Source organism: Kitasatospora xanthocidica, from assembly GCF_014656195.1.
GTDB lineage: Bacteria > Actinomycetota > Actinomycetes > Streptomycetales > Streptomycetaceae > Kitasatospora > Kitasatospora xanthocidica.
In genome coordinates, this window is sequence record NZ_BNBY01000015.1 from 147746 (window position 1) to 172487 (window position 24742).

Annotated in this window: 22 protein-coding genes; 11 read left to right on the forward strand and 11 right to left on the reverse strand. The window is 73.6% G+C overall.

Features of this window, described 5'->3' with window-relative positions:
* The first annotated feature begins 225 nt into the window (after positions 1-225).
* From IE332_RS24935 to IE332_RS24945, 3 genes are all read left to right on the forward strand, one after another.
* Complete coding sequence (locus tag IE332_RS24935) at positions 226-660, forward strand: WXG100 family type VII secretion target (protein ID WP_189920377.1); 435 nt, start codon at positions 226-228, stop codon at positions 658-660.
* Positions 661-699: 39 nt separating this feature from the next.
* Positions 700-2979 carry a hypothetical protein gene (locus IE332_RS24940; protein ID WP_444542945.1) on the forward strand — a complete coding sequence of 760 codons (2280 nt, stop codon included), beginning with the start codon at positions 700-702 and terminating at the stop codon, positions 2977-2979.
* Between the two features lie 65 nt (positions 2980-3044).
* On the forward strand, positions 3045-3668 hold the full coding sequence (locus IE332_RS24945) for a hypothetical protein (protein ID WP_189920381.1): 624 nt from the start codon (positions 3045-3047) through the stop codon (positions 3666-3668).
* A 141-nt stretch (positions 3669-3809) separates the two neighbouring features.
* On the opposite strand, the gene IE332_RS24950 is transcribed toward IE332_RS24945, so the two are convergent.
* Genes IE332_RS24950 through IE332_RS24960 form a run of 3 tightly spaced genes read right to left on the reverse strand, consistent with a single transcriptional unit; the run spans position 3810 to position 6744 of the window.
* Entirely contained in the window at positions 3810-4298 is a 489-nt protein-coding gene (locus IE332_RS24950; RefSeq protein WP_189920383.1) for a copper chaperone PCu(A)C domain-containing protein, read from the reverse strand.
* Positions 4295-6556, reverse strand: coding sequence for a heavy metal translocating P-type ATPase (locus IE332_RS24955; protein WP_189920385.1), 2262 nt, complete (start codon positions 6554-6556; stop codon positions 4295-4297). Before IE332_RS24955 ends, IE332_RS24950 begins: the two co-directional genes overlap by 4 nt.
* Positions 6553-6744, reverse strand: coding sequence for a hypothetical protein (locus IE332_RS24960; RefSeq protein WP_189920387.1), 192 nt, complete (start codon positions 6742-6744; stop codon positions 6553-6555). Before IE332_RS24960 ends, IE332_RS24955 begins: the two co-directional genes overlap by 4 nt.
* 197 nt (positions 6745-6941) lie before the next feature.
* Here IE332_RS24960 and IE332_RS24965 point away from each other — a divergent pair, with 197 nt between their 5' ends.
* Positions 6942-7499 carry a hypothetical protein gene (locus IE332_RS24965; RefSeq protein ID WP_189920389.1) on the forward strand — a complete coding sequence of 186 codons (558 nt, stop codon included), beginning with the start codon at positions 6942-6944 and terminating at the stop codon, positions 7497-7499.
* A 45-nt stretch (positions 7500-7544) separates the two neighbouring features.
* Here IE332_RS24965 and IE332_RS24970 read toward each other — a convergent pair whose 3' ends face one another.
* The 3 genes from IE332_RS24970 to IE332_RS24980 all read right to left on the reverse strand — a co-directional run bounded on the left by IE332_RS24970 (position 7545) and on the right by IE332_RS24980 (position 9872).
* Positions 7545-7952: a PIN domain-containing protein gene (locus IE332_RS24970; RefSeq protein WP_229928884.1), complete on the reverse strand. Its 408-nt coding sequence runs from the start codon at positions 7950-7952 to the stop codon at positions 7545-7547.
* Positions 7953-8017: 65 nt separating this feature from the next.
* Positions 8018-8431 carry a PPOX class F420-dependent oxidoreductase gene (locus IE332_RS24975; RefSeq protein WP_189920393.1) on the reverse strand — a complete coding sequence of 138 codons (414 nt, stop codon included), beginning with the start codon at positions 8429-8431 and terminating at the stop codon, positions 8018-8020.
* A gap of 10 nt (positions 8432-8441) precedes the next feature.
* The gene (locus tag IE332_RS24980) at positions 8442-9872 is read right to left on the reverse strand and encodes a D-alanyl-D-alanine carboxypeptidase family protein (RefSeq protein WP_229928885.1); all 1431 of its coding nucleotides are present in this window, start codon (positions 9870-9872) and stop codon (positions 8442-8444) included.
* A 187-nt stretch (positions 9873-10059) separates the two neighbouring features.
* On the opposite strand from IE332_RS24980, the gene IE332_RS24985 reads away from it, so the two are divergent.
* On the forward strand, positions 10060-10257 hold the full coding sequence (locus IE332_RS24985; protein WP_189920395.1) for a hypothetical protein: 198 nt from the start codon (positions 10060-10062) through the stop codon (positions 10255-10257).
* A 36-nt stretch (positions 10258-10293) separates the two neighbouring features.
* Here IE332_RS24985 and IE332_RS24990 read toward each other — a convergent pair whose 3' ends face one another.
* Positions 10294-12045: a S8 family peptidase gene (locus IE332_RS24990; protein ID WP_189920461.1), complete on the reverse strand. Its 1752-nt coding sequence runs from the start codon at positions 12043-12045 to the stop codon at positions 10294-10296.
* Between the two features lie 241 nt (positions 12046-12286).
* On the reverse strand, positions 12287-13054 hold the full coding sequence (locus IE332_RS24995) for a TetR/AcrR family transcriptional regulator (RefSeq protein ID WP_189920397.1): 768 nt from the start codon (positions 13052-13054) through the stop codon (positions 12287-12289).
* An 81-nt stretch (positions 13055-13135) separates the two neighbouring features.
* Here IE332_RS24995 and IE332_RS25000 point away from each other — a divergent pair, with 81 nt between their 5' ends.
* From IE332_RS25000 to IE332_RS25020, 5 genes are all read left to right on the forward strand, one after another.
* Positions 13136-13987, forward strand: coding sequence for a siderophore-interacting protein (locus tag IE332_RS25000; RefSeq protein WP_189920399.1), 852 nt, complete (start codon positions 13136-13138; stop codon positions 13985-13987).
* A 460-nt stretch (positions 13988-14447) separates the two neighbouring features.
* Entirely contained in the window at positions 14448-17900 is a 3453-nt protein-coding gene (locus tag IE332_RS25005) for a S8 family serine peptidase (RefSeq protein ID WP_229928887.1), read from the forward strand.
* Positions 17901-18131: 231 nt separating this feature from the next.
* On the forward strand, positions 18132-19097 hold the full coding sequence (locus IE332_RS25010) for an alpha/beta fold hydrolase (protein WP_189920403.1): 966 nt from the start codon (positions 18132-18134) through the stop codon (positions 19095-19097).
* 71 nt (positions 19098-19168) lie between these two features.
* The gene (locus IE332_RS25015; protein WP_189920405.1) at positions 19169-19405 is read left to right on the forward strand and encodes a hypothetical protein; all 237 of its coding nucleotides are present in this window, start codon (positions 19169-19171) and stop codon (positions 19403-19405) included.
* A gap of 134 nt (positions 19406-19539) precedes the next feature.
* Positions 19540-20022 carry a hypothetical protein gene (locus tag IE332_RS25020; protein WP_189920407.1) on the forward strand — a complete coding sequence of 161 codons (483 nt, stop codon included), beginning with the start codon at positions 19540-19542 and terminating at the stop codon, positions 20020-20022.
* Positions 20023-20098: 76 nt separating this feature from the next.
* Here the strand turns inward: IE332_RS25020 and IE332_RS25025 are convergent, their stop codons facing one another.
* The 3 genes from IE332_RS25025 to IE332_RS25035 all read right to left on the reverse strand — a co-directional run bounded on the left by IE332_RS25025 (position 20099) and on the right by IE332_RS25035 (position 23445).
* Complete coding sequence (locus IE332_RS25025; RefSeq protein WP_229928892.1) at positions 20099-21478, reverse strand: vWA domain-containing protein; 1380 nt, start codon at positions 21476-21478, stop codon at positions 20099-20101.
* A gap of 107 nt (positions 21479-21585) precedes the next feature.
* A complete protein-coding gene (locus IE332_RS25030) occupies positions 21586-22473 on the reverse strand; it encodes an AAA family ATPase (RefSeq protein ID WP_189920411.1) in 888 nt (295 codons plus the stop codon).
* A gap of 303 nt (positions 22474-22776) precedes the next feature.
* Complete coding sequence (locus IE332_RS25035; RefSeq protein ID WP_189920414.1) at positions 22777-23445, reverse strand: Tat pathway signal sequence domain protein; 669 nt, start codon at positions 23443-23445, stop codon at positions 22777-22779.
* 481 nt (positions 23446-23926) lie between these two features.
* Between IE332_RS25035 and IE332_RS25040 the strand changes: the two genes are divergently transcribed.
* Positions 23927-24700, forward strand: a complete 774-nt coding sequence (locus IE332_RS25040) for a TetR/AcrR family transcriptional regulator (RefSeq protein ID WP_189920416.1) — start codon at positions 23927-23929, stop codon at positions 24698-24700.
* Positions 24701-24742 lie beyond the last annotated feature (42 nt).

A 24742-nucleotide genomic window follows, 5' to 3' on the forward strand; every position in this document is an offset into this window, starting at 1 on the left:
GCCGGGGCCGCCGCGCACATCCGGCAGAGGGCCCGGGCCACGTACAACTGGTGCTGCGAGCCGGATGCGCGCCCCGCCGCATGATCTCCTCCCCGAGGCCGGCGTACCTGTCCTTTCTCCTGTGAATTAAGGGAGTTGGCGTGCACCTGTGCGTGTGATGGGTACGATCGATCGGTCTGTCGTGAGGGGGCTGGCCTCGATCAGCCGTAGGGGGTGGAACGGACGATGTCCGATCGCGCGACCGAGTTCGACCGTTTGATGAACCCATGGGCGTACGACGCGGATGGCAACCTGACTGCCGAAGCCCAGCGCCGGGAAGCTGCTCGGACGCAGCTCAACTCGGCAGGCGCTTCGGCCGGTGGCGGCTTCTCGGTCGATCCGGGCGCGCTCGACGCCGCGGCCACGGACGCCGAGCAGATCAACGGCCGTCTCATGGGCGAATGCCGGAGTGCGGACGACGAGATGGCCGCGGTAGGGGGAGGGCTCGTCGGGTTCGGTCTCGGCGGGGCGTGCAAAGAGGCGTCGGCGACCTGGGACAAGCAGATCCTGGCGCTCTCGAAGGTGATCGGTGGACTTGCGCAGAATGTGCGGTCGACGGCCAAGAACTACCGCGATGCCAATGCCGCGGTCGCGGGCACGTTCAAAGCGGACGGGAGCTGATGCGTCGTGGTCGGCTTTCACGATCTGACCAACGCGAAGGTGGACTCGCTGGGGGCGGCCGCGGGGGCCTGGGACGAGGTGGCCGCGAAGCTCAAGGCGCTGGACGGCGAGTGGAACAGCGTGGTGGTCGCCAAGATCAACGGTTCCGGGTGGACCGGTCCGAGCGCCGAGTCGGCCAAACCGGCACTCCAGCGCGGCAATGACCAGCTCAACGCGGCGGCGACCGAAGCCGGAGCCCTCGCGTCGGTGTTACGGGAGGTGGCCACCGAGATCCAGGCCGCCAAGGACAAACTCGCTGCACTGGTCGCCGAGGCCACGGCTGATGGACTCACCGTCAGCCCCGACGGAACGGTCAGCTGGCCGGATCCCGACAAGGCCGTGAAGAACGACCCGCAGGCGGCGACCGCCCACCACGACCAGTACCGGGCCAAGGCCGGCGACATACGGGCCCGGGTCGACGGCGTTCTCCGTGACGCCACGGAGGCGGACCAGCGGGCCTGTTTCGCTCTGCGGACCGACGCCTCCAGCGACAAGGACGGTTCCTTCAACGGACAAGCCGTCGGTGGAGGCCCGGAAGCCGATGCCAGGCGAGCGGCTCAGCTGGTGTCCAGGGGGAACAAGCTCTCGGACGCGGAACTCGTAGAGCTCAACAGCCTACTGCGTTCCCACGCGACCGATCCGAAGTTCACGACCGGGTTCTACCAGGATGTCGGCCCCAAGGGCCTGCTGCTGTTCTGGAACAGCATGGTCGGGGACGACAACAGCGTCGCCGGAGCGAGCGAGGCACGCTGGAAGCAGTACCAGGAACTGCAGAAGAACCTGGGAACCGCGCTGGCCACCGCCACACGCACCACCAACGAGCCGCACCTGTCCGACCAGTGGGCGGCCGACCTGCGCAAGGCCGGCGCGGAGCCGTTGTGGGAGGCGCCCGAGACGACAGCGGGCAAGCCATGGGTCCCGCGGGGCTACCAGGTGCTGGCCGGCATCCTCCGCACGGGAAACTACGACCCCCACTTCCTGAACCCGATAGCCGAGCACGTCCTTCAACTCGACGCCAAGGACACGCACCCGACGATGCGGTTCTGGACTCCGGCACTGGTGAGCAGGAGTCCCGAGCGGCTGGGCTTCAACATCCTGGGCCAGGACGGCGGGGCCGGGTTCGAGCCCGTGTCGGGAATCCTGGAGGCGCTGGCCCACAGCCCGGAGGCGGCCACCAAGTTCTTCCACGACCAGCCCACCGCGTACAACACCGATGGAACGGTCAGCCCCAACGGCAACGCGAAGCCCGCGGACTACCTGCACTACCTGGCGCACGACAAGGAGTTCAGGGGGGACACCGTCTCCCAGGACAAGGACGTCGTGGCCGGCTCCCGGGCCAGCGGACCCGTCGCTCTCGGGCATGCGCTCGAGGCGGCGACCAGCGGTCACCCGTACGACGACATGCCCTCGGCCCCGGCGAAGCACCTCGCCGATCAGGCGGACGTGATGAACAAGGTGATGAAGGAGTTCGGACGGGACGAGGGAGGAAGCCTCGCGCGCATCACCGGGGGTGCCGACCCCGGTGCGCCGCTGGCGGCCCTGCGTCCGAGCCTCGGCAGGATGGCCGCCGACTACATGGGGGACGTCCAGCGTGCGATGTCGCCGTGGGACCACACGTTGCCGGTGAACGGCGAACCGGCCAGGCTCAGCACCTCCGACGTCCGGTCCGTGCTGAACGTGATCGGCCGGGACCCGGCTGCCTACGGAAGTGTCGTCAACGCCCAGCAGGCGTACACCACCGCTCTGATCCACGGCGCCTTCGCCGGCGGGGAGACCGACACCGCGAAGCTCGCCATTCCGGTGGAGAACGCTGCCAACGCGGGGGGATCAGTGGCCGGAGTGCTCAACGAAGCCCGGGCCGATGCCGTTTTCAAGCAGCACGCGGCCACGGACAAGGCGTTCAACGACGCGGTCCAGAACGGCTCGTTCTGGGCCAAGACGGCCTTCAGCACCACCATCGGCGGGATCACCGACGGTGTCGCCGGTGCGGCCGGTGCGTCAAAGGCATCGGACTTCATCGTCGACCAGATCCTGCAAGGCGTCACTGCGAGCGTGCAGCAGGACACGACGGCGGCCGCCCGGGACGAGGCGGGCCACGAGTCGGACAGCGGCCGCAACTCCAATGCGATCAGCGCGGCTCAGGCGGTGCGGGACGCGGCGAAGGGCTCGGCCCTCACCCAGGCCCAGATCGAGGACCTCGCCGCACGGGTCGGCGGGCAGGCTGCTCAGGGCGGTGCGGTGGGTGGCGGGGCGAACAGCACCGCGAACGGAAAGAAGTGACGGCCGCGCCCCGCGATGCCGCGGCCGAGGGGCCCGGGAGGTTGCCGAGGAGGGGGAACCAGCAGGTGAAGGTTGGTCGGTCATGGCTGGTCGCGGTCTCCTTGCTCGTACTGCTGGCCGGCGGCGGCCTGCTCCTGTGGGACCGCTCGCGGGATCCGGTGGCCGACCGGCGATCAGTGGCGCACCTTCCGCTCGGCGAATGCCGAGGCGTCCTCGACGACGTACGTTTCAGCGAGGCCCTGTCCTCGGCCTCGCCGGTCACGGTGCGCACGACGTTCACGCCGGCCACGGGGTCCGCACCCGCCTACCTGTCGTGCACGGCGAGCGGGGACGGCCGGCGCAGTCTGGTCGTCACCGCGATCGGTGCCGCCACCGAGGCGGAGCGCATCCACAACGAAGGGCAGCAGGTGGCGAAGGACTTCCTGCCGTTCCCGGACGGCGAAGCCGGCGAGCGCTCAGCCGTGGTCCGCTTCTCCTGTACGACCGGGGCGACGCCCGATGGTGCGGACCGTACCTGGTACTACACGGCTTCGGTCGAACTCCGGACTCCCGAGGGCTCGTCCACCCCGGCTCCCGGGCGGCAGAAGACGGCCGAACTGTCGGTGGCGTTCGCCCGCCAGGCGATCGACAAGGCGCTGGGGTGCACCAACACCGTCCAACTGCCCAGCGGCACTGTCACCTTCACCTGACCCGGCTGATGGCGGCGACTCGCAGGGCGCCGGGTCGCCGCCATCGATGCCTCTCGATCGGACACCCCGCCACCGGTCGTCGCCACCTACGGCGGGGCGATGACCGGCCGGGGCGGCGCAGGCCTGAGCGGGTGGGGCCGGTCAGCGGGGGCGGGTGGCTGGGGTGAGGACTTGGGCGGTGAGGTGGAGGTCGGGGCTGTGGCGGAAGGTGAGGGTGAACCGCACCTGCTGGCCGGGGTGGAGGGGTGGCGGGTCGGCGATCATCAGGTCGGCGTCCTCCGGGGTCATCGCGAGTTCGCCGCGGCCCGGGACGGGCAGGGCGGGGACCGGTTGCCAGCGGCCCGCGGCGCCCTGGTGGAGGTGCCGTTTCAGGGTGATCTGGCCGCCGAACTCCCAGCTGGCGCCGGTCAGTTCGTCGGGTATGTCGCCGGGGTTGCGGATCGTGAAGAAGGCCGCGGTGGCGGTGGCCGCGCCCGTCGTCGGCAGCAGTACCCAGCCGGGGCCGGCCTCCACCGGGCGGGAGCGGCCCGCCCCGCCGAACGCCGTCCAGCCGGACAGCAGGACCAGGGCCAGCGCCGCCGCGCCGACCGGCGGGCCGACGACCTTCAGCCGTTCGAAGGGGCCGTTCACCGCCGGGCCCCCTTCCCGCGGGCCGAACCGCCCCGGCCCGGTTGCCAGGTGCGCAGCCGCAGGCTGTTGCCCACCACGAGCAGTGAGCTGAGGGACATCGCGATGGCCGCCAGCATCGGGTTGAGCAGTCCGACCGCCGCCAGCGGGATCAGCACCAGGTTGTAGCCGAAGGCCCACAGCAGGTTGGCCCGGATGGTGGCGAGGGTCTGCCGGGCCAGCCGGACGGCGTCCACCACGGCCTCGATGTCGCCGCGTACCAGGGTCAGCCCGGCCGCGCCGATCGCGGCGTCGCTGCCCGAGGCCAGCGCCACGCCCAGGTCGGCGGAGGCCAGGGCGACCGCGTCGTTGACGCCGTCGCCGACCACGGCCACCGTCCGTCCGGCGGCGCGCAGTTCGGCCACCACCTCGGCCTTGCGCTCGGGCGAGGCCGAGGCGTGCGCCCGCTCGATGCCCAGCTCGGCCGCCACGGCTCGGGCGGCGCCCTGGCCGTCCCCGGTCAGCAGGACGGTCTCCAGCCCCATTCCGCGCAGCCGGTGCAGCGCCCGCCAGCTGCCCGAGCGCAGGGTGTCGCCGACCGCGAGGACGGCCGCCGGGCGCCCGTCCAGTTCGACCAGGACGGCCGTCCGGCCCGCGTCGCCGGCCGCCTCGACGGCCTCGGCCAGCGCCGGGGGCAGCGGGGTGCCGTCCGGGCGGACCACCCGGACCGCCCGGCCCTCGACCGTGCCGGACACCCCGAGCCCGGTGGTGGCGGCGAAGCCGTCCACGGGCGGCAGGGCGCCGCAGCGTTCCCGTGCCGCCGCCGCGACGGCCCGGCCGATCGGGTGCTCGGAGCGGTGCTCGACCGCGCCGGCCAGCCGCAGCACGCGCTCCTCCGGGCCGTCGGTGTCGCCGTCGGCCGTGGTGACCGCCGTCAGCTCCATCCGGCCGGTGGTCAGCGTCCCGGTCTTGTCCATCACCACGGTGTCCACGCGGCGCAGGCTCTCCAGCACCTCCGGGCCGCGCACCAGCACGCCCAGCTCCGCGCCCCGCCCGGTCGCCGCCAGCAGCGCCGTCGGCGTGGCCAGGCCCAGCGCGCACGGGCAGGCCACCACCAGCACCGCGACGGCCGCCGTGACCGCCGCCTGCGGGGCCGCGCCCGCGCCCAGCCAGAAGCCCAGCACGGAGGCCGCGACCGTCAGCACGCAGGGCACGAACACCCCGGCCACCGCGTCCGCCAGCCGCTGCGCCCGCGCCTTGCCGGCCTGGGCGTCCGCGACCAGGGCGGTGATCCGGGCCAGTTGGGTGTCCGCGCCGACGGCCGTGGCCCGGACCACCAGTGCGCCGCCGACGTTCACCGTCGCACCCGCCACCCGGTCCCCGGGGCCCACCTCGACCGGCACGCTCTCACCGGTGAGCAGGCTCAGGTCGAGCGCCGAACCGCCCTCGACCACCACCCCGTCGGTGGCCACCCGTTCGCCCGGCCGGACCACGAACTCCTGCCCGGGCAGCAGCAGTTCGATCGGTACGAGGCGTTCCTCGCCGTCCGCCCCGCGCAGGCAGACCCGCTTGGCGCCCAGCTCGGCCAGCGCCCGCAGCGCGGACCCGCTGCGCCGGCGCACCCGGCCCTCCAGCAGCCGTCCGGCCAGCACGAACAGCGGCACCCCGACCGCCGCCTCCAGGTAGACGTGGGCCGCGCCGCCGCCGTCGGCGGTCAGCGAGAACGGCATCCGCATGCCCGGATCCCCGGCCCCGCCGAACACCAGCGCGTACGCCGACCAGCCGAAGGAGGCCAGGACCCCCAGGCTGACCAGGGTGTCCATGGTGGCCGCGGCGTGCCGCAGCCCCTGCCAGGCCCGCCGGTGGAAGGCGGCCGAACCCCAGGTCACCACCGGGACGGCCAGCGCGAAGCAGACCCACTGCCACGCGGTGAACTGCAGCGAGGGCACCATGGAGAGCACCAGCACCGGGACGGCCAGCAGGGCGGTGACCAGCAGCCGCCACCGCTCGTCCGGCTCCTCCTCCGCCGCCCCGACCGGCACCCCCTCGGGCGCCAACTCGGCGGTGTAGCCCGCCCGTTCGACGGCCGCCACGAGGTCGGCGACCGGCACCCCGGCCGGGTGCAGCACCCGGGCCCGGCCGGTCGCCAGGTTCACCCCGGCCGTCACCCCGTCGATCCTGCCCAGCCGCTTCTCCACCCGGCCCACGCAGGCCGCACAGGTCATCCCGCCGACCGCCAGGTCGGTGGAGAGCAGGGCCTCGGCCCCCGCGACGGCGCTCATCGCATCCCGCCCATGCCGTGCCCGTCCATCCCGGGTGACGCCCCGCCCCCGTCGGCCGGCCGCAGCCCGGGCGCCACCGGCCCCACCTGCCGGCCCACCCCGTAGGCCACCACGAACACCACCACCAGCAGCAGGGCGAACCCCGCCAGCACACTCGACGGCCGGACACCCGGCGATTTCGCACTCACCCCCCACCAGTCGGACGGGCACCCGGATCGGTTCCCGTACGGTCGGAAATCGGTGGGAGGACGCGGCGGACGAGGCCGGCCGGCGGATCGGGCCCGTGCGGCGCGATGACGGTCCACGGTCTCCCGCTGCCCGGGCAGGGAAGCGCCGCGGGCCGACGTCCTACCGGTTGGTATGTTGACCTCCGCAACGAGGCAGGGTGGGGGATCTGGTGGTACGAGGAAACGGGCGCCGCGGTGCCGGGGTGCTGTGGGCACGGGCTGCGGCCGGCCTGGCGGTCCTGGGCGGAGCCGGCTGGCTGCTGGCACGGGCGGTGGCCCCGTCCGACGGGTCCGCGGAGGCGTGGACGGGGCGGGGGGCCGGAAGTCTCGCCGCTTCGGTGCTGGGCGCGGTCGCGGTCGGGGCCTGGATGGCCGCGGCCGGTGCGCTCGGGATCGCGCTGGTCATCGGGGCGGTGGACACGCTGCGGGGCTGGTGGCGGGCCGGCCGCCGGTCGGGCATGAGTGCCGGGTCCCTGCTGGCGGTGGGCGTGGCCGGCGTGGCGGTCCTGGCGTGGGTGCACACGCTGCTGACGGACACCGTCCCGGAAGGCTCCGTCGAGCTGCGGTCCCACCCGGGCGCCGCGGGGTTCATGTCGTTCTCGTACGGGCCGGACCTGCTCCTGATCGCGCTGACGGTCGCGGCGGTGGGTCTCGCCCGGGGCTGCCGCCGTGCCGGCCGCCGGCCGAGGAACCGGGAGCCGGACGCCCGCGCGTGAACCGGCGCGCGGTGAGGGCCACGGCCGTCCACCCCGCGGGCGCGGCTACGGCCGTACGCTCCGGGGACCGGTCACCGCGGCGCCCAACTCGCCGACGCGGGAGCGCAGTTCACGGTCGGCGGTGACCACCAGGCAGCTCCGGCCGGGGTGTTCGGCGCGGGCGGCCCGGACCAGCTCCACGATCCGGTCGTCCCCGCTGCCGCTCGCCTCGACCACCCGCACCTCGGGCAGCCCGGTGACGCCCCGGGCCGCGCCCTCCACCACCAGGACCACCTCCAGCGGTCCGGGGTGCTCGGGCAGGCCGCGCCCGGCGACGGCGACCAGCGCGTCCCGCAGCCGCTCGGCGGCGCCGCGCCGGTCCCGCCACCAGCCGTCGGGCACCGACCCGACCACGTTCGCGCCGTCCACGACCAGCAGGGTCGGGGTGTCCTCGTTCTCTTCCACGGTCGCCAAGCCTGCCACCATCCTGGCCGTGCCTGTCACCGAGGGCTGAACCGCGGTCGGTCCGCCGGCGTGAGTCAGTCCGCCAGCGTGATCCGGATGCCGACGGTGCCGCGCTCGCCGCGCCGCAGCCGGCTGCCGAGCAGGGTGAGCACACCGACCAGGCCGTACTTCTGGCGCAGCAGCGTCCGGTAGGCGGCGGTGCGCTCGGGGCCGAGGACCTCGGCGGTCGCCGGGTACTGCTCGCCGGCCGGCCGGCCCTTGACGTCGCACGGGCCGACCAGCACGTCGGCGCGGTTGCGGATCCGCTTGACCTTCCAGGAGTCCGCGACGGTCCAGACGCCGAGCGCCTCCCCGTCACGGACCACCCACACCGGGGTCGGCACCGTCGTGCCGTCCTTCTTGTAGGTGGTGACGAGCAGGTAGCTGCCGGAGGAGAGCCGGACGATCCTGGCGAGACGGTCGGCGGCGGCGGGGTCGGGCGTGGTCATGGCCGGAATTCTAGAGGGGACCGGAGGCGGCTCGGGACCGGCGGGTGCGGGCGGAGCGCAGGGCCGCGCGGGCGCGGCGGGCCAGGTGGCGCCGGCCGCGGCCGCCTACCGCGGTGGCGCCGCCCAGGGCGGTCGCGCCGCCGCGGTAGGCGGCAGCACCGCGTCCGGCCGGGGATCCGGCGACGGCCGGAGCGGGTACGGGGGCGGTGCGGCGCCGGGCCACCGTACGGGCGGCGGCCAGGGCGGTGAGGGCGCTGCCGAGGACGGCGGCCGTCCAGACGGCGGGGGCGAGGCCCGAGCCGCCACCGCTGAGGACGGGCGGGCGGGACCACGGCGGCAGCTGGGAGTCGGCCGCGGCCTCGGCGGCCGTGGCGGCCTGCCCGGTGGCCGCGCCGGTGGCGGGCCCGGCGGCGGGTCCGGTGGCCGCGCCGGCGGCCGGGGCGGCGGTGTCCGCGACCAGTTGCCCGACCGGCTGGACCTTCCCGGCGGCCGCGAAGCCCCAGTCGAGCAGGCTCGCCGCCTCGTCGTACACCTTGCCCTGCGCCTCCGGGTGCATCACCGTGACCAGCAGGGTGCGGCCGCCCCGCTCGGCGGCGCCGGTGAAGGTGGCGCCGGCGTTGGTGGTGTAGCCGTTCTTGACGCCGATCAGGCCCGGGTACTTGCCGAGCAGCCGGTCGGTGTTGGCGATGTCGAAGCTGGTGCGCTGGCCGGTCAGCTTGTCCAGCCCGCCCGGGAAGTGCGCGGTACGGGTGGCGCAGTAGGAGCGGAAGTCGGCGTTGCGCAGGCCGGCGCGGGCGAACAGGGTGAGGTCGTAGGCGGAGGAGACCTGACCGTCCATGTCGTAGCCGTCGGGGGAGAGCACCCGGGTGTCGTTCGCCTGCAGGGTCCGGGCGCGGGCCTGCATCTCGGTGACGGTCTGCTGGAGGCCGCCGTTCATGTGGGCGAGGACGTGCACGGCGTCGTTGCCGGAGCTGAGGAAGACGCCCCGCCACAGGTCCTCGACCCGGTACGGCAGGTTCTCCTTGACACCGACCAGGCTGCTGCCGGCGCCGAGGTTGGCGAGCTCGGCCGGGGTGACCTGGTGCTCCTGCGCGCGGTCGAACTTGGGCAGCACCGTGTCGGCGAACAGCATCTTGAGCGTGCTGGCGGGCGGCATCGGCTGGTGGGCGTTGCGGGCGGCCAGCACCTCGCCGGTCGCGGCGTCGGCGACCAGCCAGGAACGCCCGGTCAGTTCGGGCGGCAGGGCGGGCGCCCCGCTCAGCGGCGCGACCTGGACGTCCGGGCGGCCGAGCCGCTCCCCGCCGACGACCCCGGCGGCGTCCTGCGCGAGGGCGGCGAGGGCCGTCGAGGCGCCGACGGCGAGCACCAGCGCGGAGGCGGCGGCACCGGCCGCGGCCCTGGTCACGTACGGCGACTTCTGGGATATGCGCGTGGGAGGCACACGGCGAACGTAACCCGGGTCACCGCCGCGCCGCCGTGCCTGCTGCTCCGTCCGGAGCCCACGAGGGCCGGGCGCGGCGGACAGGGCGGCGCGGCGGGCGGGGTTCGACGGGTGCACGACTTTGGTGGTGCCCGGCCGCGCCGAAAGTCGGATGACCGGCCGGTGACGGGTTCCTAGGCTCACGGGTATGAAGACCTTGCTCGGCTACCTCGGTTTCACGCTGATCCTCGGCGGCGCCTCCGGCCTGCTGTCCGGTTGGCTCGGGGGATTCCGGCTGTTCGGCTTCGTCCGCTTCCTGGTGCCGGAGGGTCACGAGACGGCCGGGTACGCCGCGCTGCTGGTGCTGGGCGTCCTGCTGGCGATCCCCGCCGCCCGCCGGGGGTAGCCCGGCGGGCGACGGGGAGGAGCAGGGCTGGAAGGCTCAGAAGGTGAGGTTCCAGGAGTCGATGGTGCCGGTGTCACCCGAGGCGCCGTCCTTCACCCGGAGCTTCCAGGTGCCGTTCGCCGCGCTGGCGGCGGCGTTGACGGTGTACGTCTTGGCGACGTCGTCGGCGCTGTCGTTGTCGGCGAAGTCCTCCAGGAGGTAGACCGTGCCGTCGGGGGCGACGAGGGAGAGGACCAGGTCACCGCGGTAGGTGTGCTTGATGTCCACACCGACCTTGAGCGTGGCGGGCGCGTTGCCGGTGACTCCGGTGACGGTGAGCGCGCTCTCCACCGTGGTGTTGTCGGGGATCGCCACGTCGGCGGTGTTCTCGAAGTACTTCCCGGCGGGCGGGGTGCTGCCGCCGACGGCCTTCAGCGCGTCGACCTGGCCCTCGCCGAAGAAGCCGTTGTTGGCGGTGGTGCCGGTGCAGCGGCTGTCGGAGGCGGGGCAGGCCAGGTCGTTGGCCTGGCTCGCCAGCCGGGCCCGGATGTCGGCCGGGGTGAGCGACGGGTCGGCGCTCGCGATCAGCGCGGCCACCCCGGTGACGTGCGGGGAGGCCATCGAGGTGCCGCTCTTGGTGCCGTACTTGCCGCCGGGCAGGGTCGAGTAGACGCCGGTGGCGCCGTCCCCGCCGGGCGCCGCCACGTCGATGACGCCCCGGCCGAAGTTGGAGTAGGAGGCCTTGCCGCTGCCGCTGCCCGTGGCGGCGACGGTCACCACTCCGGGGAGTTCGGTGGGGATGTCGAGGCAGGCGTTGCTGATGGTCCGGGTGACCTTGGTGGAGTCGTTCGGACTCTCGCTGTCGGTGGTCTTGTTCGCCAGGTCATAATTCGAGTTGCCGGCCGCCGCGACCTGCAGCGAGCCCTTGCCCTCGGCGTACTCCTGGGCGCGCTTGACGCCCTCGATGATGGCCGCCTGGTCGAGGTCGTTCGGGCAGTTGAACTGCCAGGGGTCGGTGTAGTAGCTGTTGTTGGTGACCTTGAAGCCGTGGTCGCCGGCCCAGACGAAGCCGCAGACGGTGTTCTCGGCGTAGAACAGGGTGCTCGTCGGCTCGGCGATCCGGACCGAGGCGATCTTCACGCCCGGGGCGACGCCGATGACGCCCTTGCCGTTCTTGGCGGCCGCGATGGTGCCGGCCACGTGGGTGCCGTGGGTGTCCACGTCCCGCCAGGCGCCGCTGCGGGTGTCGGCCTTGCCGTACGCGCAGGAGGCCGAGTCGGCGGCGTCGAAGTTGGGCGCGAGGTCCTGGTGCTGGTCGTCCACGCCGGTGTCGAGCACGCCGACCTTGACGGACGGGGAGCCGGTGGTGACGTTCCAGGCCTGGTCGGCCTTGATCTGGGTCATGTCCCAGCGGTTGGACTCGGTGAGCGTGGTGGCCGACTGGGCCGGGTTGGCGGGCAGCGCCGGGTTGTAGGCGTCGGCCGGCACGTCCGAGGTGCGGGTCGCGCCGACCTGCTGGATGCCGGCGACGGTCCGCAGCGCGGCGGCGAAGCCGGCGGCGGTCGAGTGGGCGACGATGACGCCGATCGGGTCGTAACTCGCGAAGACCGTACCGCCCTTGGCCGCGACGGCGGTCTTGGCGGCGGCGACGTCGGCGGGTGCGCTGATCACCAGGTAGGCGCGGGTGCCGGCGGCCCAGCCGGCCGCGGTGCCCGCGACGGCGGGGGCCTGGACGGCGGCGGGCGCCGCGACGGCGCCGGGGACGGCCGGGGTGGTGGCCGCGAACGCGGCGGGGGTGGCGAGCGCCATGGCCGAGAGCACGGCGAGGGCTGCGGCCGGGCGGCCGAGCCGCCGGGATATCAGGGGTGACACGTGTCCTCCGATTCGGCCCGCGCGTGAGGGGGATCGCACGGGAATTGAAGGAAACATGCCAGATGGGGGAGGTCTTGGGGAAGACTTTACGCCTGATGACTTTTCACGGAAACGTTACGTTTTCATGTCGCGGGCACCGCGACCCCGGTCGGACGGCCCGTCTGTCGCCGGGGGAGGGTCAGCGGGCCGCCGCGATGCCGTCGAGCAGGATGGCGAGGCCGGTGCGGAAGGCTTCTCGGTGGCTGTCCTCGGGGGCGGAGCCGGGGGTGTCGGCGGGGGCGCTCTGCAGGCCGGTGAGGAGGGGGAAGCGGTCGGTGAAGTCCGGTGCCAGTTCGGCGAGTCGGGTGGACCGGGCGATCCACCAGTCCTCGTCGGTGACCCCGGTGACGGCGGCCGCGGCGCGGGTCTCGGCGGTGGCGGCGGCGAGGCCGCGGACGAACTGCCAGAGGGCGGCGACCGCCCCGCGCAGCCGCCGCGGCGGCAGGCCGGCGGGCTGAAGGGCGCGCAGCAGGGTTTCCATCGCGGCGAGTTCGGCGGGGCCGAGGACCGGGCGGGCCTGGGAGACCTGGAGCACCCAGGGGTGGCGCAGGTAGCAGGCGTGCAGTTCCTCGGCCCAGACCGTGACGGCCTCCCGCCAGTCGTCCGCCGTCGGGGGGCCGGCCGGGAGCTCGGCGAGGGCCCGGTCGTGCATCAGGTCGAGGAGTTCGGCCTTTCCGGGCACGTACGTGTAGAGCGCCATCGCGGTGCGGCCGAGTCGTTCGCCCACGGCGCGCATGGAGAGCGCGGCCATGCCCTCGGCGTCGGCCACCGCGATTCCGGCGGACACGATCGCGTCCACACTCAGGCCCGGTTTGGGGCCGCTGCGTCCGGTGCGCGGTTCCTCGGGCGCGCCCCACAGCAGGGCGAGCGAGCGGTGGGCGTCGCCCTGCCCGGCGTAGACGGTCATCCAGCATCTCCTTATGGCGTAAAGTATCGCCTCCGCGGCAACTCTTTATGCCGTAAGGTTACCAACCGAAGGGGTTTCGCGATGACATTGCCCGTCACCTTCGTCGAAGTCGTCGAGGTCCGCCGGATCACGCCGCGCACCGCCCGGATCACCTTCGCGGCCGAGGAACTCGCCGACACCGTCGGCACCACCCCCGACCAGCAGCTCAAGCTCTGCTTCCCCCGCCCCGGGCAGGCCGAGCCGGTACTGCCCGCGCCGCAGGACGACCCGATGGGCTGGTACCGGGCCTACCTGGCGATCCCGGAGGCCGACCGCCCCCTGATGCGCAGCTTCACGCTGCGCCGCAGGCGCCCCGGCGCCCGGCTGGTCGAGATCGACTTCGTGCTGCACGGCGACACCGGACCGGCCGCCGCCTGGGCGCTGCGCGCGGCGCCGGGGCAGCGGCTCGGCATGGTCGGCCCGTCCGCGCTGTACGCCCCGCCGGTCCCGTTCGCCGAGGCCGCGGCGGCCGCCGACTGGGTGCTGCTGGCCGGGGACGAGACCGCGCTGCCCGCGCTCGCGACGCTGGTCGGGGCGCTGCCCGCCGGGGTCCGGGCGCTCGCGTACGTCGAGGTCGAGGACGCGGCCGAGCGGCATCCGCTGGAGAGCCGCGCCGACCTCGCCGTGCATTGGCTGCACCGGGACGGTGCCGCCCCGGGAGCCGTACTGGCCGGGGCCGTCCGGGCCGCCGAGCTGCCGGCCGGCACGCCGTACGCCTGGCTGGCGGGGGAGGCGGGCGCGGTCCGGGCGCTGCGCCGCCACCTGGTGGAGGAGCGCGGGGTGCCGAAGCCGTCCGTCGACTTCACCGGGTACTGGCGCCACCGGCTGACCCAGGACGACGCGCCCACCGCCGAGGACCTGGCGGACGCTCAGGAGCGGCTGGCCGGGTCCTGATTCCTCGCGGCGGCCGGCGCGCGCCGGGCCGGCCGCCGCGCCCCGGTGTCCGCGCGCCGGTTTCCGATGCCGGTTTCCCGCGTCGGTTCCCGCGCCGGTTTCCCCGCGGCGCGGCGGGGAAGGGATTGTCGGCAGGGGCAGGGAATGTCGCGGTGTCGACAAGTGGTCACCCGGTGGCGAGGGTTCGCCACTGTCCAGAGTCCGCCACCGGAATCCCCGGTACGGGGGTGTTCGGGGCCGCGCAGGGCCGATCGGCTGAAAGATGTGGATTCGGCCCGATTTCCGCCGTGAATTTTACTGAACGATGGTCAACTTTACTTTCTGATGGGGATTTACCCCCTTGTCGTGATCGTGTCCAGCTGCGTTGGATTGCGTCATCCATTCATCTGACGAAAGGATGTCCATGATCGGCTGGCGGAAAGCCCAGCTCACCGTTGGCGTCACAGTCACCGCCGCGTCCATGATCCTGAGCCTCGGGACCATCGCCGACGCGGCACCGGCCCCGGACCCGCAGAACGCCCCGACGGCGTCCGCGGACGGGACCCCGGTGCCCGTGATCGTGATCCTGAAGGACCAGATAGCGGACGCCCCGGCTGACCACGGTCACCTGGGAGCCCGCCAGCAGAAGGCCGCCAGCTCGCAGGCGCCGCTGCTGAACCGGGTGAAGGCCAACGGCGGTACGAACGTCAAGTCCTTCGTGGTCGGCAACGCCTTCTCGGCCACGGTCAGCCCCGCCCTGCGCGCCCAGCTGCAGGCGGACCCGGCCGTCTCCTCCGTGGTGGCGGACACCCAGGTCCAGGTCGCCCCGGCGGCCGCCGGCGCGGCGAAGAAGGCCGCCAAGGACGCCGCCGCCGCGGACGCGGCCGGTGCGAAGGCGCCCAAGGCCGCCGCGGCACCGCAGGCCGTTACGGGCAGCAACGGTCAGGGCGCCGAGGAGAACGCGACCAACACGGTCTGCCCCTCCGACCCGAGCAAGCCGCTGCTGGAGCCCGAGGGCCTCTACTCGACCCGGGCCTACACCGGCAACGGCAAGCCCGGCGTGGAGAACCTGGCCACCGGCAAGGGCGTCAAGGTCGCCTACATCGCGGACGGCCTCGACCCGAACAACCCGGACTTCATCCGGGCCGACGGCTCGCACGCCGTGGTCGACTACCAGGACTTCGCGGGTGACGGCTGGGACGCTCCGACCGGCGCGGCGGAGGCCTTCGGCGACGCCTCGGCGGTCATCGCCCAGGGCCGCCAGGTCTACGACGTCTCGCAGTTCGTCAACGCCTCGCACCCGCTGCCGGCCGGCTGCAACATCCGCATCCGCGGCCTCGCCCCGGACGCCGACCTGGTCGCCCTGAAGGCCGGCGGCGAGCTGATGTCCAACTCGTCGATCCTGCAGTCGATCGACTACGCGGTGCGGGTCGCCCACGTGGACGTGCTCAACGAGTCCTTCGGCGGCAACGTCACCCCGGACAGCGGCGCGCACGACACCATCTCGCTCTTCAACGAGCAGGCCGTCAAGGCCGGTGTCACCGTCGCCGTCTCCTCCGGCGACGCCGGCATCAGCGGCACCGTGGGCACGCCGTCCACCGATCCGTCCGTGATCTCGGTCGGTGCCTCCACCGACAACCAGAACTACCAGCAGACCGGTTACGCGGCCGCCCAGTTCTCCAACAAGACCTGGAGCAACAGCCGGATCTCCGCGCTCTCCTCCGGCGGCTTCACCCAGGCCGGCCGTACGGTCGACCTGGTCGCCCCGGGCGAGTCGGACTGGGCGCTCTGCACCCCCGACACCGCCAAGTACCAGGACTGCACGGGCTTCAACGGCAAGCCCTCGCCGATCCAGCCCTTCGGCGGCACCAGCCAGTCGGCCCCGTTCGTCACCGGCGCCGCGGCCCTGGTCATCCAGGCCTACCGCGACACCCACGGCGGCGACTCGCCCAAGCCGGCGCTGGTGAAGAAGTTCCTCACCGGCACCGCCACCGACCTCGGCATCCCGGCCGAGGAGCAGGGCGCCGGCCTGCTGAACGTCCGCGCCGCCGTCGAGGCCGCCCGCGGCTACGACGACGGGGACGGCACCCCGGGCGCCAACACCGTGGTGGTCAACACCGGCCAGGTCGACATCGCCGGCGCCCCCGGCTCGACCCACACCACCGACGTGTCCGTCACCAACACCAGTGACGAGCCCCAGACGGTGAGCGCCGCGACCCGCGGCTTCGTCCCGCAGGCGAGCAACCGGCAGACCGTCCAGCTGGACTCCTCCTCGACGGACACCTTCAAGTACGCCACCAACGGCACGGACTGGGTGCAGAAGCAGGTCAAGTTCACCGTCCCGGCCGGTGCCGACCGCCTCGCGGCCTCGATCGCCTGGCACGGCGCGCCGAACCCGGTCACCAACGGCCCGGTGGTCCGCATGACGCTGCTCGACCCGTCGGGCCGCTTCGAGACCAACACCCGTCCGCAGGGCGGCGCCACCCCGGCCGACTTCGGCCTGGTGGACGTCCCGCACCCGGTGGCCGGCGAGTGGACCGCGATCCTCTACACCCCGGCGGGCAAGAACGGTTTCACCGGCCCGGTCCAGCTCGGCACCGCCACCCAGCGGGCCGTTCCGGCCGGCGGCGTGAGCCCGAGCACCACCGAGCTGAAGCCCGGTCAGACCAAGACCCTCAAGGTCCAGCTGACCACCCCGGCGACCAGCGGTGACTCCAGCGAGGCGATCACCGTCTCCAGCTCCAACGGCAACACCACCAGTGTCCCGGTCACGCTGCGCAGCCTCGTCCCGGTCAACCAGGGCAAGGGCACCTTCACCGGCACCATCACCGGTGGCAACGGCCGCAGCGCCTCGCCGACGCAGAGCTTCACCTACGGCTTCGACGTCCCGAAGGGCCAGAAGGACCTGCGGGTCGGCGTCACCGTCGGCAAGGACTCCAACCTGCTCATGCAGGGCGCGCTGATCAGCCCGAACGGCACCCCGATCGACATCGAGGGCAACGGGCAGTTCGACGCCCAGGGCACCCTGACCGGCACCGCGCCCGGCGTCTCGGCCACCACCGTCAACCCGGCCGCCGGCCACTGGCGGTTCGTCCTGAACGTGCTCGGCCCGGTCAGCGGCGAGCAGCTCGCCCAGGACTTCGCCGGCACCGTCGCGTTCAACCAGAACCAGGCCACCGCGGCCGGGCTGCCGAACGACGCGCGCACCAAGCTGGCGGCCGGCAAGCCGGTCACCGTCCAGGTGAACTACACCAACAACACCGTCGCCGCCCAGAAGATCTCGGCCGACGGCCGGCTGGACCGCCGGGTGGACCTGCCGCTGGTGCCGCAGGGCGCCTCGGCCTCCGTCAACCTGCCGCTGAGCCTCAGCTCCACGGTGCCGTCCTTCCTGGTGCCGCCGGGCACCGACCAGCTCAAGGCCGTGGCGGCGTCCAGCACGCCGGCGCAGATCGAGCTGAGCGCCACCACCGGCTCGCCGGACCTGTTCGGCGACCTGAAGAAGGCCCAGAACGGCTCGACCATCTCGGTCGTCACCGACAACGGCACCGCCGAGCAGCCGGTCGTCCCGGGCAACTGGAGCACCTTCGTGCAGCAGATCGGCCCGTTCGGCAACGGCGGCGCCCCGACCGGCACCTCCACCATCACGGCCACCGCGCACACCCAGGCCTTCGACCCGGCGCTGACCTCCAGCACCGGTGACCCGTACGCCGCCGCGGTGAACGCCTCGGCCCAGGCCGCCGGTCCGGTGACCGTCGCGCCGGGCGCCACCGGCTCGCTGCAGGTCACGCTGACCCCGACCGGCCCGAAGGGCAGCACGGTCAAGGGCGTGCTGTACCTGGTGTCCGGCCCGACCGGGGTGGCCACCGCCAACAACGCCCTGAACACCACCGGTGCGGTGCTCGCGGCGATCCCCTACAGCTACACGGTGAACTGACGCCACGTCGGATCAGCTCCCAAGGCCGAGGCCGTCCCGGATTCCGGGGCGGCCTCGGCTGCTTGTCCAGCTGTCCAGCTGTCCAGCTGTCCAGTTCTCCAGGGCCGCGGGGTGCCGGCCCAGCCTTGCCAGGTGCATGGCGATGGGTGTATTCCGAAACTGCCGGGATTCCCGGCGGCCCGGCCCGGGCAGGGGTCGGGCAGGAGCTACGAAGCGATCAGGGAGCCGGAGTTGAACGACGCCGTCAAGCACAGCGAGATCGAGGTGAACGGGGTGCGGTTGCACCTCGCGGAGCAGGGCGAGGGGCCGCTGGTCCTGCTGCTGCACGGGTTCCCGGAGAGCTGGTACTCCTGGCGGCACCAGTTCGGGCCGCTCGCCGAGGCCGGCTACCGGGTGGTGGCACCCGACCAGCGCGGGTACGCCCGCAGCGAGCAGCCCGAGTCCGTGGACGCGTACAGCCTGCTGCACCTGGTCGGCGACGTGACGGCGCTGATCGGCGCGCTCGGCGCGGAGCGGGCCGTGGTGATCGGCCACGACTGGGGCGCCCCCGTCGCCTGGGCCACCGCGGCACTGCGGCCCGACCTGGTCCGCGGGGTCGCCGGCCTGAGCGTGCCGCCGCTCCCGTCCGGGCCGACGCCGCTGGCGCAGTCCAGGGAGAAGTTCGGCGAGGGCTTCTACCAGATCTACTTCCAGGAGCCGGGCCGGGCCGACGCCGAACTCGCGGCCGACCCCAAGTCCACGTTCCGGCGCATCCTCGGCGGCACCCACCCCGACGGGGAGCCGCGGGCATGGGTCGTCCCCGAGGGCATGAAGCTGCTGGACACCATCCCCGAGCCGGCGCGGCTGCCCGCCTGGCTCACCGAGGCCGACGTCGACGCCTTCGCGGCCGACTACGCCCGGCACGGCGAACGCGCCTTCACCGGGGGCCTCAACTGGTACCGCAACATCGACCGCAACAACGAGCTGATGGCCGCGTTCGCCGGCCGCCGGATCGAGGCGCCCGCACTGTACGTGGCCGGCGAGCAGGACCTGGTCAACGCGATGGTCCCGCGCGACGTGATGACCTACCTGCTGCAGCAGGTGACGCCCCGGCTGCACCGCCACCTCCGGCTCCCGGAGACCGGCCACTGGACACAGCAGGAGCGGCCGGCGGAGGTCAACGAGGCGCTCCTGGACTTCCTGCGCTCGCTGGACTGACGCCGGGCCCGGCCCCGGCGGCCGGACCTCCGGCCGCCCGGGCCGGTGGTGGTCAGCCGGTGGAGAGGGTGGTGCCGGGGACGGTGGCCCATCCGGTCCGCCGGCGAGGGCGCGGGGTACCCGGACCAGGCGACTACCGGTTCGACCTGAAGAAGGAATACAACTTCGACACGGACAAGCCGCCGATCGACGTGTGGGGCATCCCGGCCGACGTGAAGATGCTGGCCCTGGCCCCGAGCCAGGGGTACGCCCGTGACTTCACCGTCCAGGGGAGCACCAACGGGCACATCGACTCCACCACCGGTTGATCACCGGAACCGGACCGGGGTACCGTCCCGCGGGGCCTCCCCGCGGGACGGTACCCGCCCGTGAAAGGACAGTGATGCGAGTACGGAACGCAGCGCGACCGCACGGCCGTGGCGGATCGCGGCGCGCGGTCGCGGTGGCCGCGAACGTGGCCGTCGCCGTCGCCCTGGCGGCCGGCTGCTCGGCGGCGGACCCGGACCCGAGGGCGTACCCCGGTTCCCCGAAGGGGCAGACCCTCGAGGCGGTCACCAAGGCGTTCGGGCTGGACCTGCCCGCCTGCGAACTCAAGGGCGTCGGGTTCTCCGGGAGCTCCAAGTACCCCGAGGAGCGCCTCAGCCTGAGCTTCCGCGCGTCCAAGGAGTGCGTGGACGGCTACCTCTCCACCCACCAGGCCGACCCGGCCGATCCCCTCCACTGGACTCCGGGACAGGGGAACAGGATCGGGTTCGACACACCCGAGACGCAGCGCTTCGGCTGGTCCTTCGACCGGGCCGTGACCTACGACCTCTTCGTGGACTTCACGACGTCCACCGGCAGCCGCTTCAGCGTGGTCGCCGATCCGGGGCAGACGGAGCGGACGGTGTACCTGGAGTCCCACTTCCTCGGCGGATCCTCCTGACCCGGTTCCGTACGTACGGCCGGTGCCTCCTGACCGTTCTCCGGTCGGGAGGCACCGGCCTTTCGGGTGCGGGGCCTCAGACCGGCAGCAGGCGGGTGATCAGTTCGCCGAGGCGGCGGGCGTTGCGGCAGGGGTGCATCTCGACGACGGCCGCGTAGGCGAGGGCGGCGGAGTCGCCGGTGGTCCAGAGCGAGGGCTGCTCGGGGTTGAGCCAGAAGACCCGGCGGGCCCGGCCGGCGATCCGGCGCAGGGCGTCGACGTTGGGGTCGCGGTGGTTGTTGCGGGCGTCGCCGAGGACCAGGACGCAGGTGCGGGGGCCGACGGCGTCGAGGTGGTGGTCGGCGAAGCCGCCGAGCGCGGACCCGTAGTCGCTGTTGCCGTGGTAGCCGGTGACCTTGGCCCCGGTGAGGATCCGGGCGGCCAGCCGGGCCGGGTCGTCGCCGGAGCGGAGCAGGTCGGTGACCTCGGCGGTGCGGTTGACGAAGGCGAACACCCGGACCTTGCTGAACTGTTCGCTCATCGCCTGGACCAGCAGCATGGTGAAGTCGGCGAAGCCCGCGACCGAGCCGGAGACGTCGCACAGCAGGACGAGTTCCGGCCGGGCCGGGCGGCGCAGCCGGTAGGCGGGGCGCAGCGGTACGCCGCCGGTGGTGAGGGAGCGGCGCAGGGTGCGGCGCAGGTCGATGTGGCCGCGGGCGGCGCGGCGGCGGCGGGCGGCCAGCCGGGTGGCCAGCTTGCGGGCCAACGGGTGGACGGTGCGGCGCAGTTCGGCGAGCTGGTCGCGGCCGGCGTAGAGGAAGTCGATCCGGTCGGCGGTCGGGGCGACGGCGCGTTCGGCGATCCGCTCGGGGCCGCGGAGTTCGGCGACCCGGCGGCGGGCCTCGGTGGTGACCAGGGCGCGGAAGTCCCGGATGCGGCGGCGGACCTCGTCGGCGAGGACGAGGTCGGAGAGGTCGGTCGGGGCGCCGGGCCGGCGCAGGGCAGTGAGGATCCGGGCGAGCAGGGTCTCGGGGGAGAGCCGGCCGAGCGCCTGCTGGGCGGACCAGCCGTCGGAGCCGGGGGTGCCGCCGGCGCCGTACCGGCCGAAGGCCTCCATGACCTCGCCGGCCAGCCGCGCCTGGGCGGCGCGGTCGTCGGCGGCGAGGGCGGCGGCGAGCCGGTCGCGCAGGTCGTCGCGGAGCGGGTCGGGGCGGCCGAAGCGCGGGGGTTCGGGGTCCTCGGGGACGGGCGGCGGGTCGGCGCGGACGGCCTCGGGGGTGCCGACGCCGAGCGGGAAGAACAGGTCGAAGGTGGCGTCGAAGACGGCCCGCTGCCCGTCGGAGCGCAGCAGGGCGGCGGCCAGGCCGGCCCGGATCCGCTCGCGGTCGGTGAAGCCGAGGACGTCCAGGACGGCGGCGGCGTCGACGGTCTCGGCGGGGCCGATCCGCAGGCCGTGGCCGCGCAGGGCGCGGACCAGGCCGGTGAGGCGGGCCGCGGTGTCGGCGGTGACCGGCTCGCCGGCGGGGACCGCCTCGCCGACGGGGACCGGTGCGCCGGCCGCTCCGGTGTGCCGCGGTGCGGTGGTCACGCGGGGGTGAGCTTCTGGGCGGCCTTGCGGATGTCGTCCTGGTGCTTGAGCACGACCCCCAGGGTGTCCCGGACGACCGCCTCGTCGAGGGTGTCCGCGCCGAGGGCCAGCAGGGTGCGGGCCCAGTCGATGGTCTCGGCGACGGACGGCGCCTTGCGCAGCTCCATGGCGCGCAGGGCGCCGACGATCCGGACCAGCGACTCGGCCAGGGTGTCGTCCAGCCCCGGCACCTTGAGGCGGACGATCCGGCGCTCCAACTCGGCGTCCGGGTAGTCGAGGTGGAGGAAGAGGCAGCGGCGGCGCAGGGCCTCGGAGAGCTCCCGGGTGGCGTTGGAGGTGAGCAGGACGAAGGGGCGGCGGGTGGCGGTGATGGTGCCGAGCTCGGGGACGGTGACCTGGAAGTCGCTGAGCACCTCCAGGAGCAGCGCCTCCACCTCGACGTCGGCCTTGTCCATCTCGTCGATCAGCAGCACGGTCGGCTCCTCGCCCCGGATGGCGGTGAGCAGCGGCCGGGTGAGCAGGAACTCCTCGCCGAAGATGTCGCCGCGGGCCTCCTCCCAGCCCTCGTCGCGGCCGGCGGTGATCCGCAGCAGCTGCTTGGCGTGGTTCCACTCGTAGAGGGCGCGGGCCTCGTCGATGCCCTCGTAGCACTGCAGCCGTACCAGCCGGGCCTGCCCGAGGGCGGCCAGGGCCTTGGCGAGCTCGGTCTTGCCGACCCCGGCCGGGCCTTCGACCAGCAGTGGCTTGCCGAGCCGGTCGGCGAGGAAGACGGTGGTGGCGACGGCGGTGGAGGCCAGGTATCCGGTGGCGGCGAGCCGGTCGGCGGCGTCCGTGACGGAGTCGAAGAAGCCCGTGCCGTTCGCCGTGGTGCCGTCGCTGCCCATGTGCCCCGCCCCGTTCCGGTTCGCCGTCTCCGTGCGGCGCCACCCTACCGGCCGGTCACTTCGGTGTCTCGGGGCTCCTGATGTCCTGTTGTCCCGCTGCCCCGCGCGGGCACGACGGGGCACGGCCGGGTACGACCGGGCACGACCGGGTACGACCGGGTACGACCGGGCACGGCCGGGCGGCGTACGGCGTGGTGCCGGTGCCGTACGCCGCCGTGGTCGGGGTGGTGCTGCTCGTCGGCCGGCGGTGCTCACCGTCGGCCGACGAGGGCGGGGGCCGTCAGTCGACGGCGGTGCCGGCCGTCAGTTGACGAAGAGGACCGGGCTGCCGGCGACCGAGGTGTCGGTCACCGGGCCGTAGGTGGCGCTGAAGTAGCCCGTCGAGAAGCACAGGCCGGGGCCGGAGGCCAGGGCGAACGGCTGCCCGGAGAAGCCGATGGTGTTGCCGGTGTTCGAGGTGGTGCCGTTGATCCCGGTGGAGTTCTGGTAGTTGCAGGTGACGCTGCCCAGGATGGTGCTGAGCACCACGGTGGTGCCCATCACGCCGGCCGCGCCGGGGGTGAGCTTGACCGGGTTGCCGGGGGCGTCGCTGACCGTGTTGGTGAACGGCAGGCTGGTGACGGTGACGCTCTTGACCCCGGTGACGCCGAGGACGTTGGAGGTGCAGGAGCCGAAGGTCTGGGTGTTGAGCTGCTCGACGGCGCTGCCCGGTGCGGCCGGGTTGGCGGTGACGGTCGCCGAGAAGGAGGAGGCGGCGCACTTGATGCCGCTCGTCCCGGTGGCGCTGTTGTAGAAGGTCGCGTAGGTGCCGGAGACCAGGTTGGCGGCCAGGACGTCGCCGACGGCGACGGCGGGGCCGGACGGGCTGCCGGTGGTGAGTACGGCGGTGGCGGCCTCGGCGGGTGCCACGGCCGCGCCGGTGAGGGCGAGCGCGGTGAGGGCGGCGGTGGCGAGGGTGCGGCGGATGCGCATGAGGGTACCTCTCTCCGTCCGGGGGACGGGTGGGGGGATTCCCGGCGTGCGGGTGTGGTGGTGTGCACGGCGGGGGAGGTGCATGGCGTACCGGGGGCTCCGGCGGGGCCGCGGTGCGGGCGGGCCCGGCGCCACGGGCCCGCTCGTGCGGTACGGCGGTGTGCGGACGTACGCGAGGGGACGTCCGGTGGTGCGGACGTGCGAGGGCGGACGTCCGGTTGGTGCGAGGTGCGGGTGGTGCGGCCTCGCGTACGTACGGCGGTGCGCGGCACAACGGCACTGGACAGTGGGGGTGCACGTCGGCGGCTGCCACCGCCGCGGGCCCGCGCCCGCCGAGGTCCCGTGGTCCGGGCGGTTCGCCCGGGCCGTGGCGCCCCTGGAGGTCCGTCCGGTGGGGTTCCGTTCGCCCACCGGTTGGAAACCTGTCAGTGTTGTAAACCCGGTGTTCCGTCAATGTCAATACAGGACACAGGAGTTGGTGATGGATCGGAACCACCGCCGGAGTGCCGACGTGGTCCTGCTGCCCGGTGCGCGGACCGGCCGCGATCCCGCCCGGTCGATCAAGCCCGGCCCGCGCCGGCAGCCCGCGGGCGTGGTCGCCGCGACCCAGCGCGAGCGGCTGCTGGACGGGCTGGTCCAGACCGTCGCCGAACGCGGCTACCAGCACGCGACGGTGAGCGACATCTGCCGGGCGGCGGGCGTGACCAGGCCGGTCTTCTACGAGCTGTTCAGCGGGAAGGAGGACGCCTTCCTGGCCGCGCACCGCTACGGCACCGGGGTGGTGATCCGGCGGATGGCGGCGGCCTTCGCGGCCGAATCCGACTGGTGTCACGGGATCCGGGGCTCGCTCGGCGCGATGCTCCAACTGCTGGCGGGGACACCCGCGTTCGCCACCATGGCGGTGATCGAGATCGAGGCGGTCGGCCCGGCCGGGCGGCGGGAGCGCGACCAACTCCTCACCAGGTTCCGGGTGTTCTTCGCCGAGGTGCCCCAACTGCCGGGCGGTGTAGCGGTGCAGGAGATGGTGGACGCCGTGGTGGGCGGCGTCTACAGCGCGGTCTACCGCCGGGTCGACTCCGGTCGGACCGAACAACTGCCGGATCTGCTGCCGGTGTTGAGCATGTTCTGCCTGGCGCCGTTCCTCGGGCCGGACGGGGCCTCGGCCCGGCTGCGCGAGGTGCCTGACCGGCCCCGGGCCGGGATCGGTGAAGATCCTTCGTGCACCCGTATTGACCCGGCCAATACCGAGCAGTAGCTTCCCAGTTACTCACCGCGCTCCGACCCGACCCGCCCCGCT

Bases quoted from the DNA above. Each gene is read 5' to 3' on its own strand.
- IE332_RS24935 (WP_189920377.1), top strand. From the start codon at position 226: ATGTCCGATCGCGCGACCGAGTTCGACCGTTTGATGAACCCATGGGCG.
- IE332_RS24955 (WP_189920385.1), bottom strand. From the start codon at position 6,556: ATGAGCGCCGTCGCGGGGGCCGAGGCCCTGCTCTCCACCGACCTGGCG.
- IE332_RS24975 (WP_189920393.1), bottom strand. From the start codon at position 8,431: ATGACCACGCCCGACCCCGCCGCCGCCGACCGTCTCGCCAGGATCGTC.
- IE332_RS24985 (WP_189920395.1), top strand. From the start codon at position 10,060: ATGAAGACCTTGCTCGGCTACCTCGGTTTCACGCTGATCCTCGGCGGC.
- IE332_RS24990 (WP_189920461.1), bottom strand. From the start codon at position 12,045: ATGGCGCTCGCCACCCCCGCCGCGTTCGCGGCCACCACCCCGGCCGTC.
- IE332_RS24995 (WP_189920397.1), bottom strand. From the start codon at position 13,054: ATGACCGTCTACGCCGGGCAGGGCGACGCCCACCGCTCGCTCGCCCTG.
- IE332_RS25000 (WP_189920399.1), top strand. From the start codon at position 13,136: ATGACATTGCCCGTCACCTTCGTCGAAGTCGTCGAGGTCCGCCGGATC.
- IE332_RS25005 (WP_229928887.1), top strand. From the start codon at position 14,448: ATGATCCTGAGCCTCGGGACCATCGCCGACGCGGCACCGGCCCCGGAC.
- IE332_RS25030 (WP_189920411.1), bottom strand. From the start codon at position 22,473: ATGGGCAGCGACGGCACCACGGCGAACGGCACGGGCTTCTTCGACTCC.
- IE332_RS25035 (WP_189920414.1), bottom strand. From the start codon at position 23,445: ATGCGCATCCGCCGCACCCTCGCCACCGCCGCCCTCACCGCGCTCGCC.
- IE332_RS25040 (WP_189920416.1), top strand. From the start codon at position 23,927: ATGGATCGGAACCACCGCCGGAGTGCCGACGTGGTCCTGCTGCCCGGT.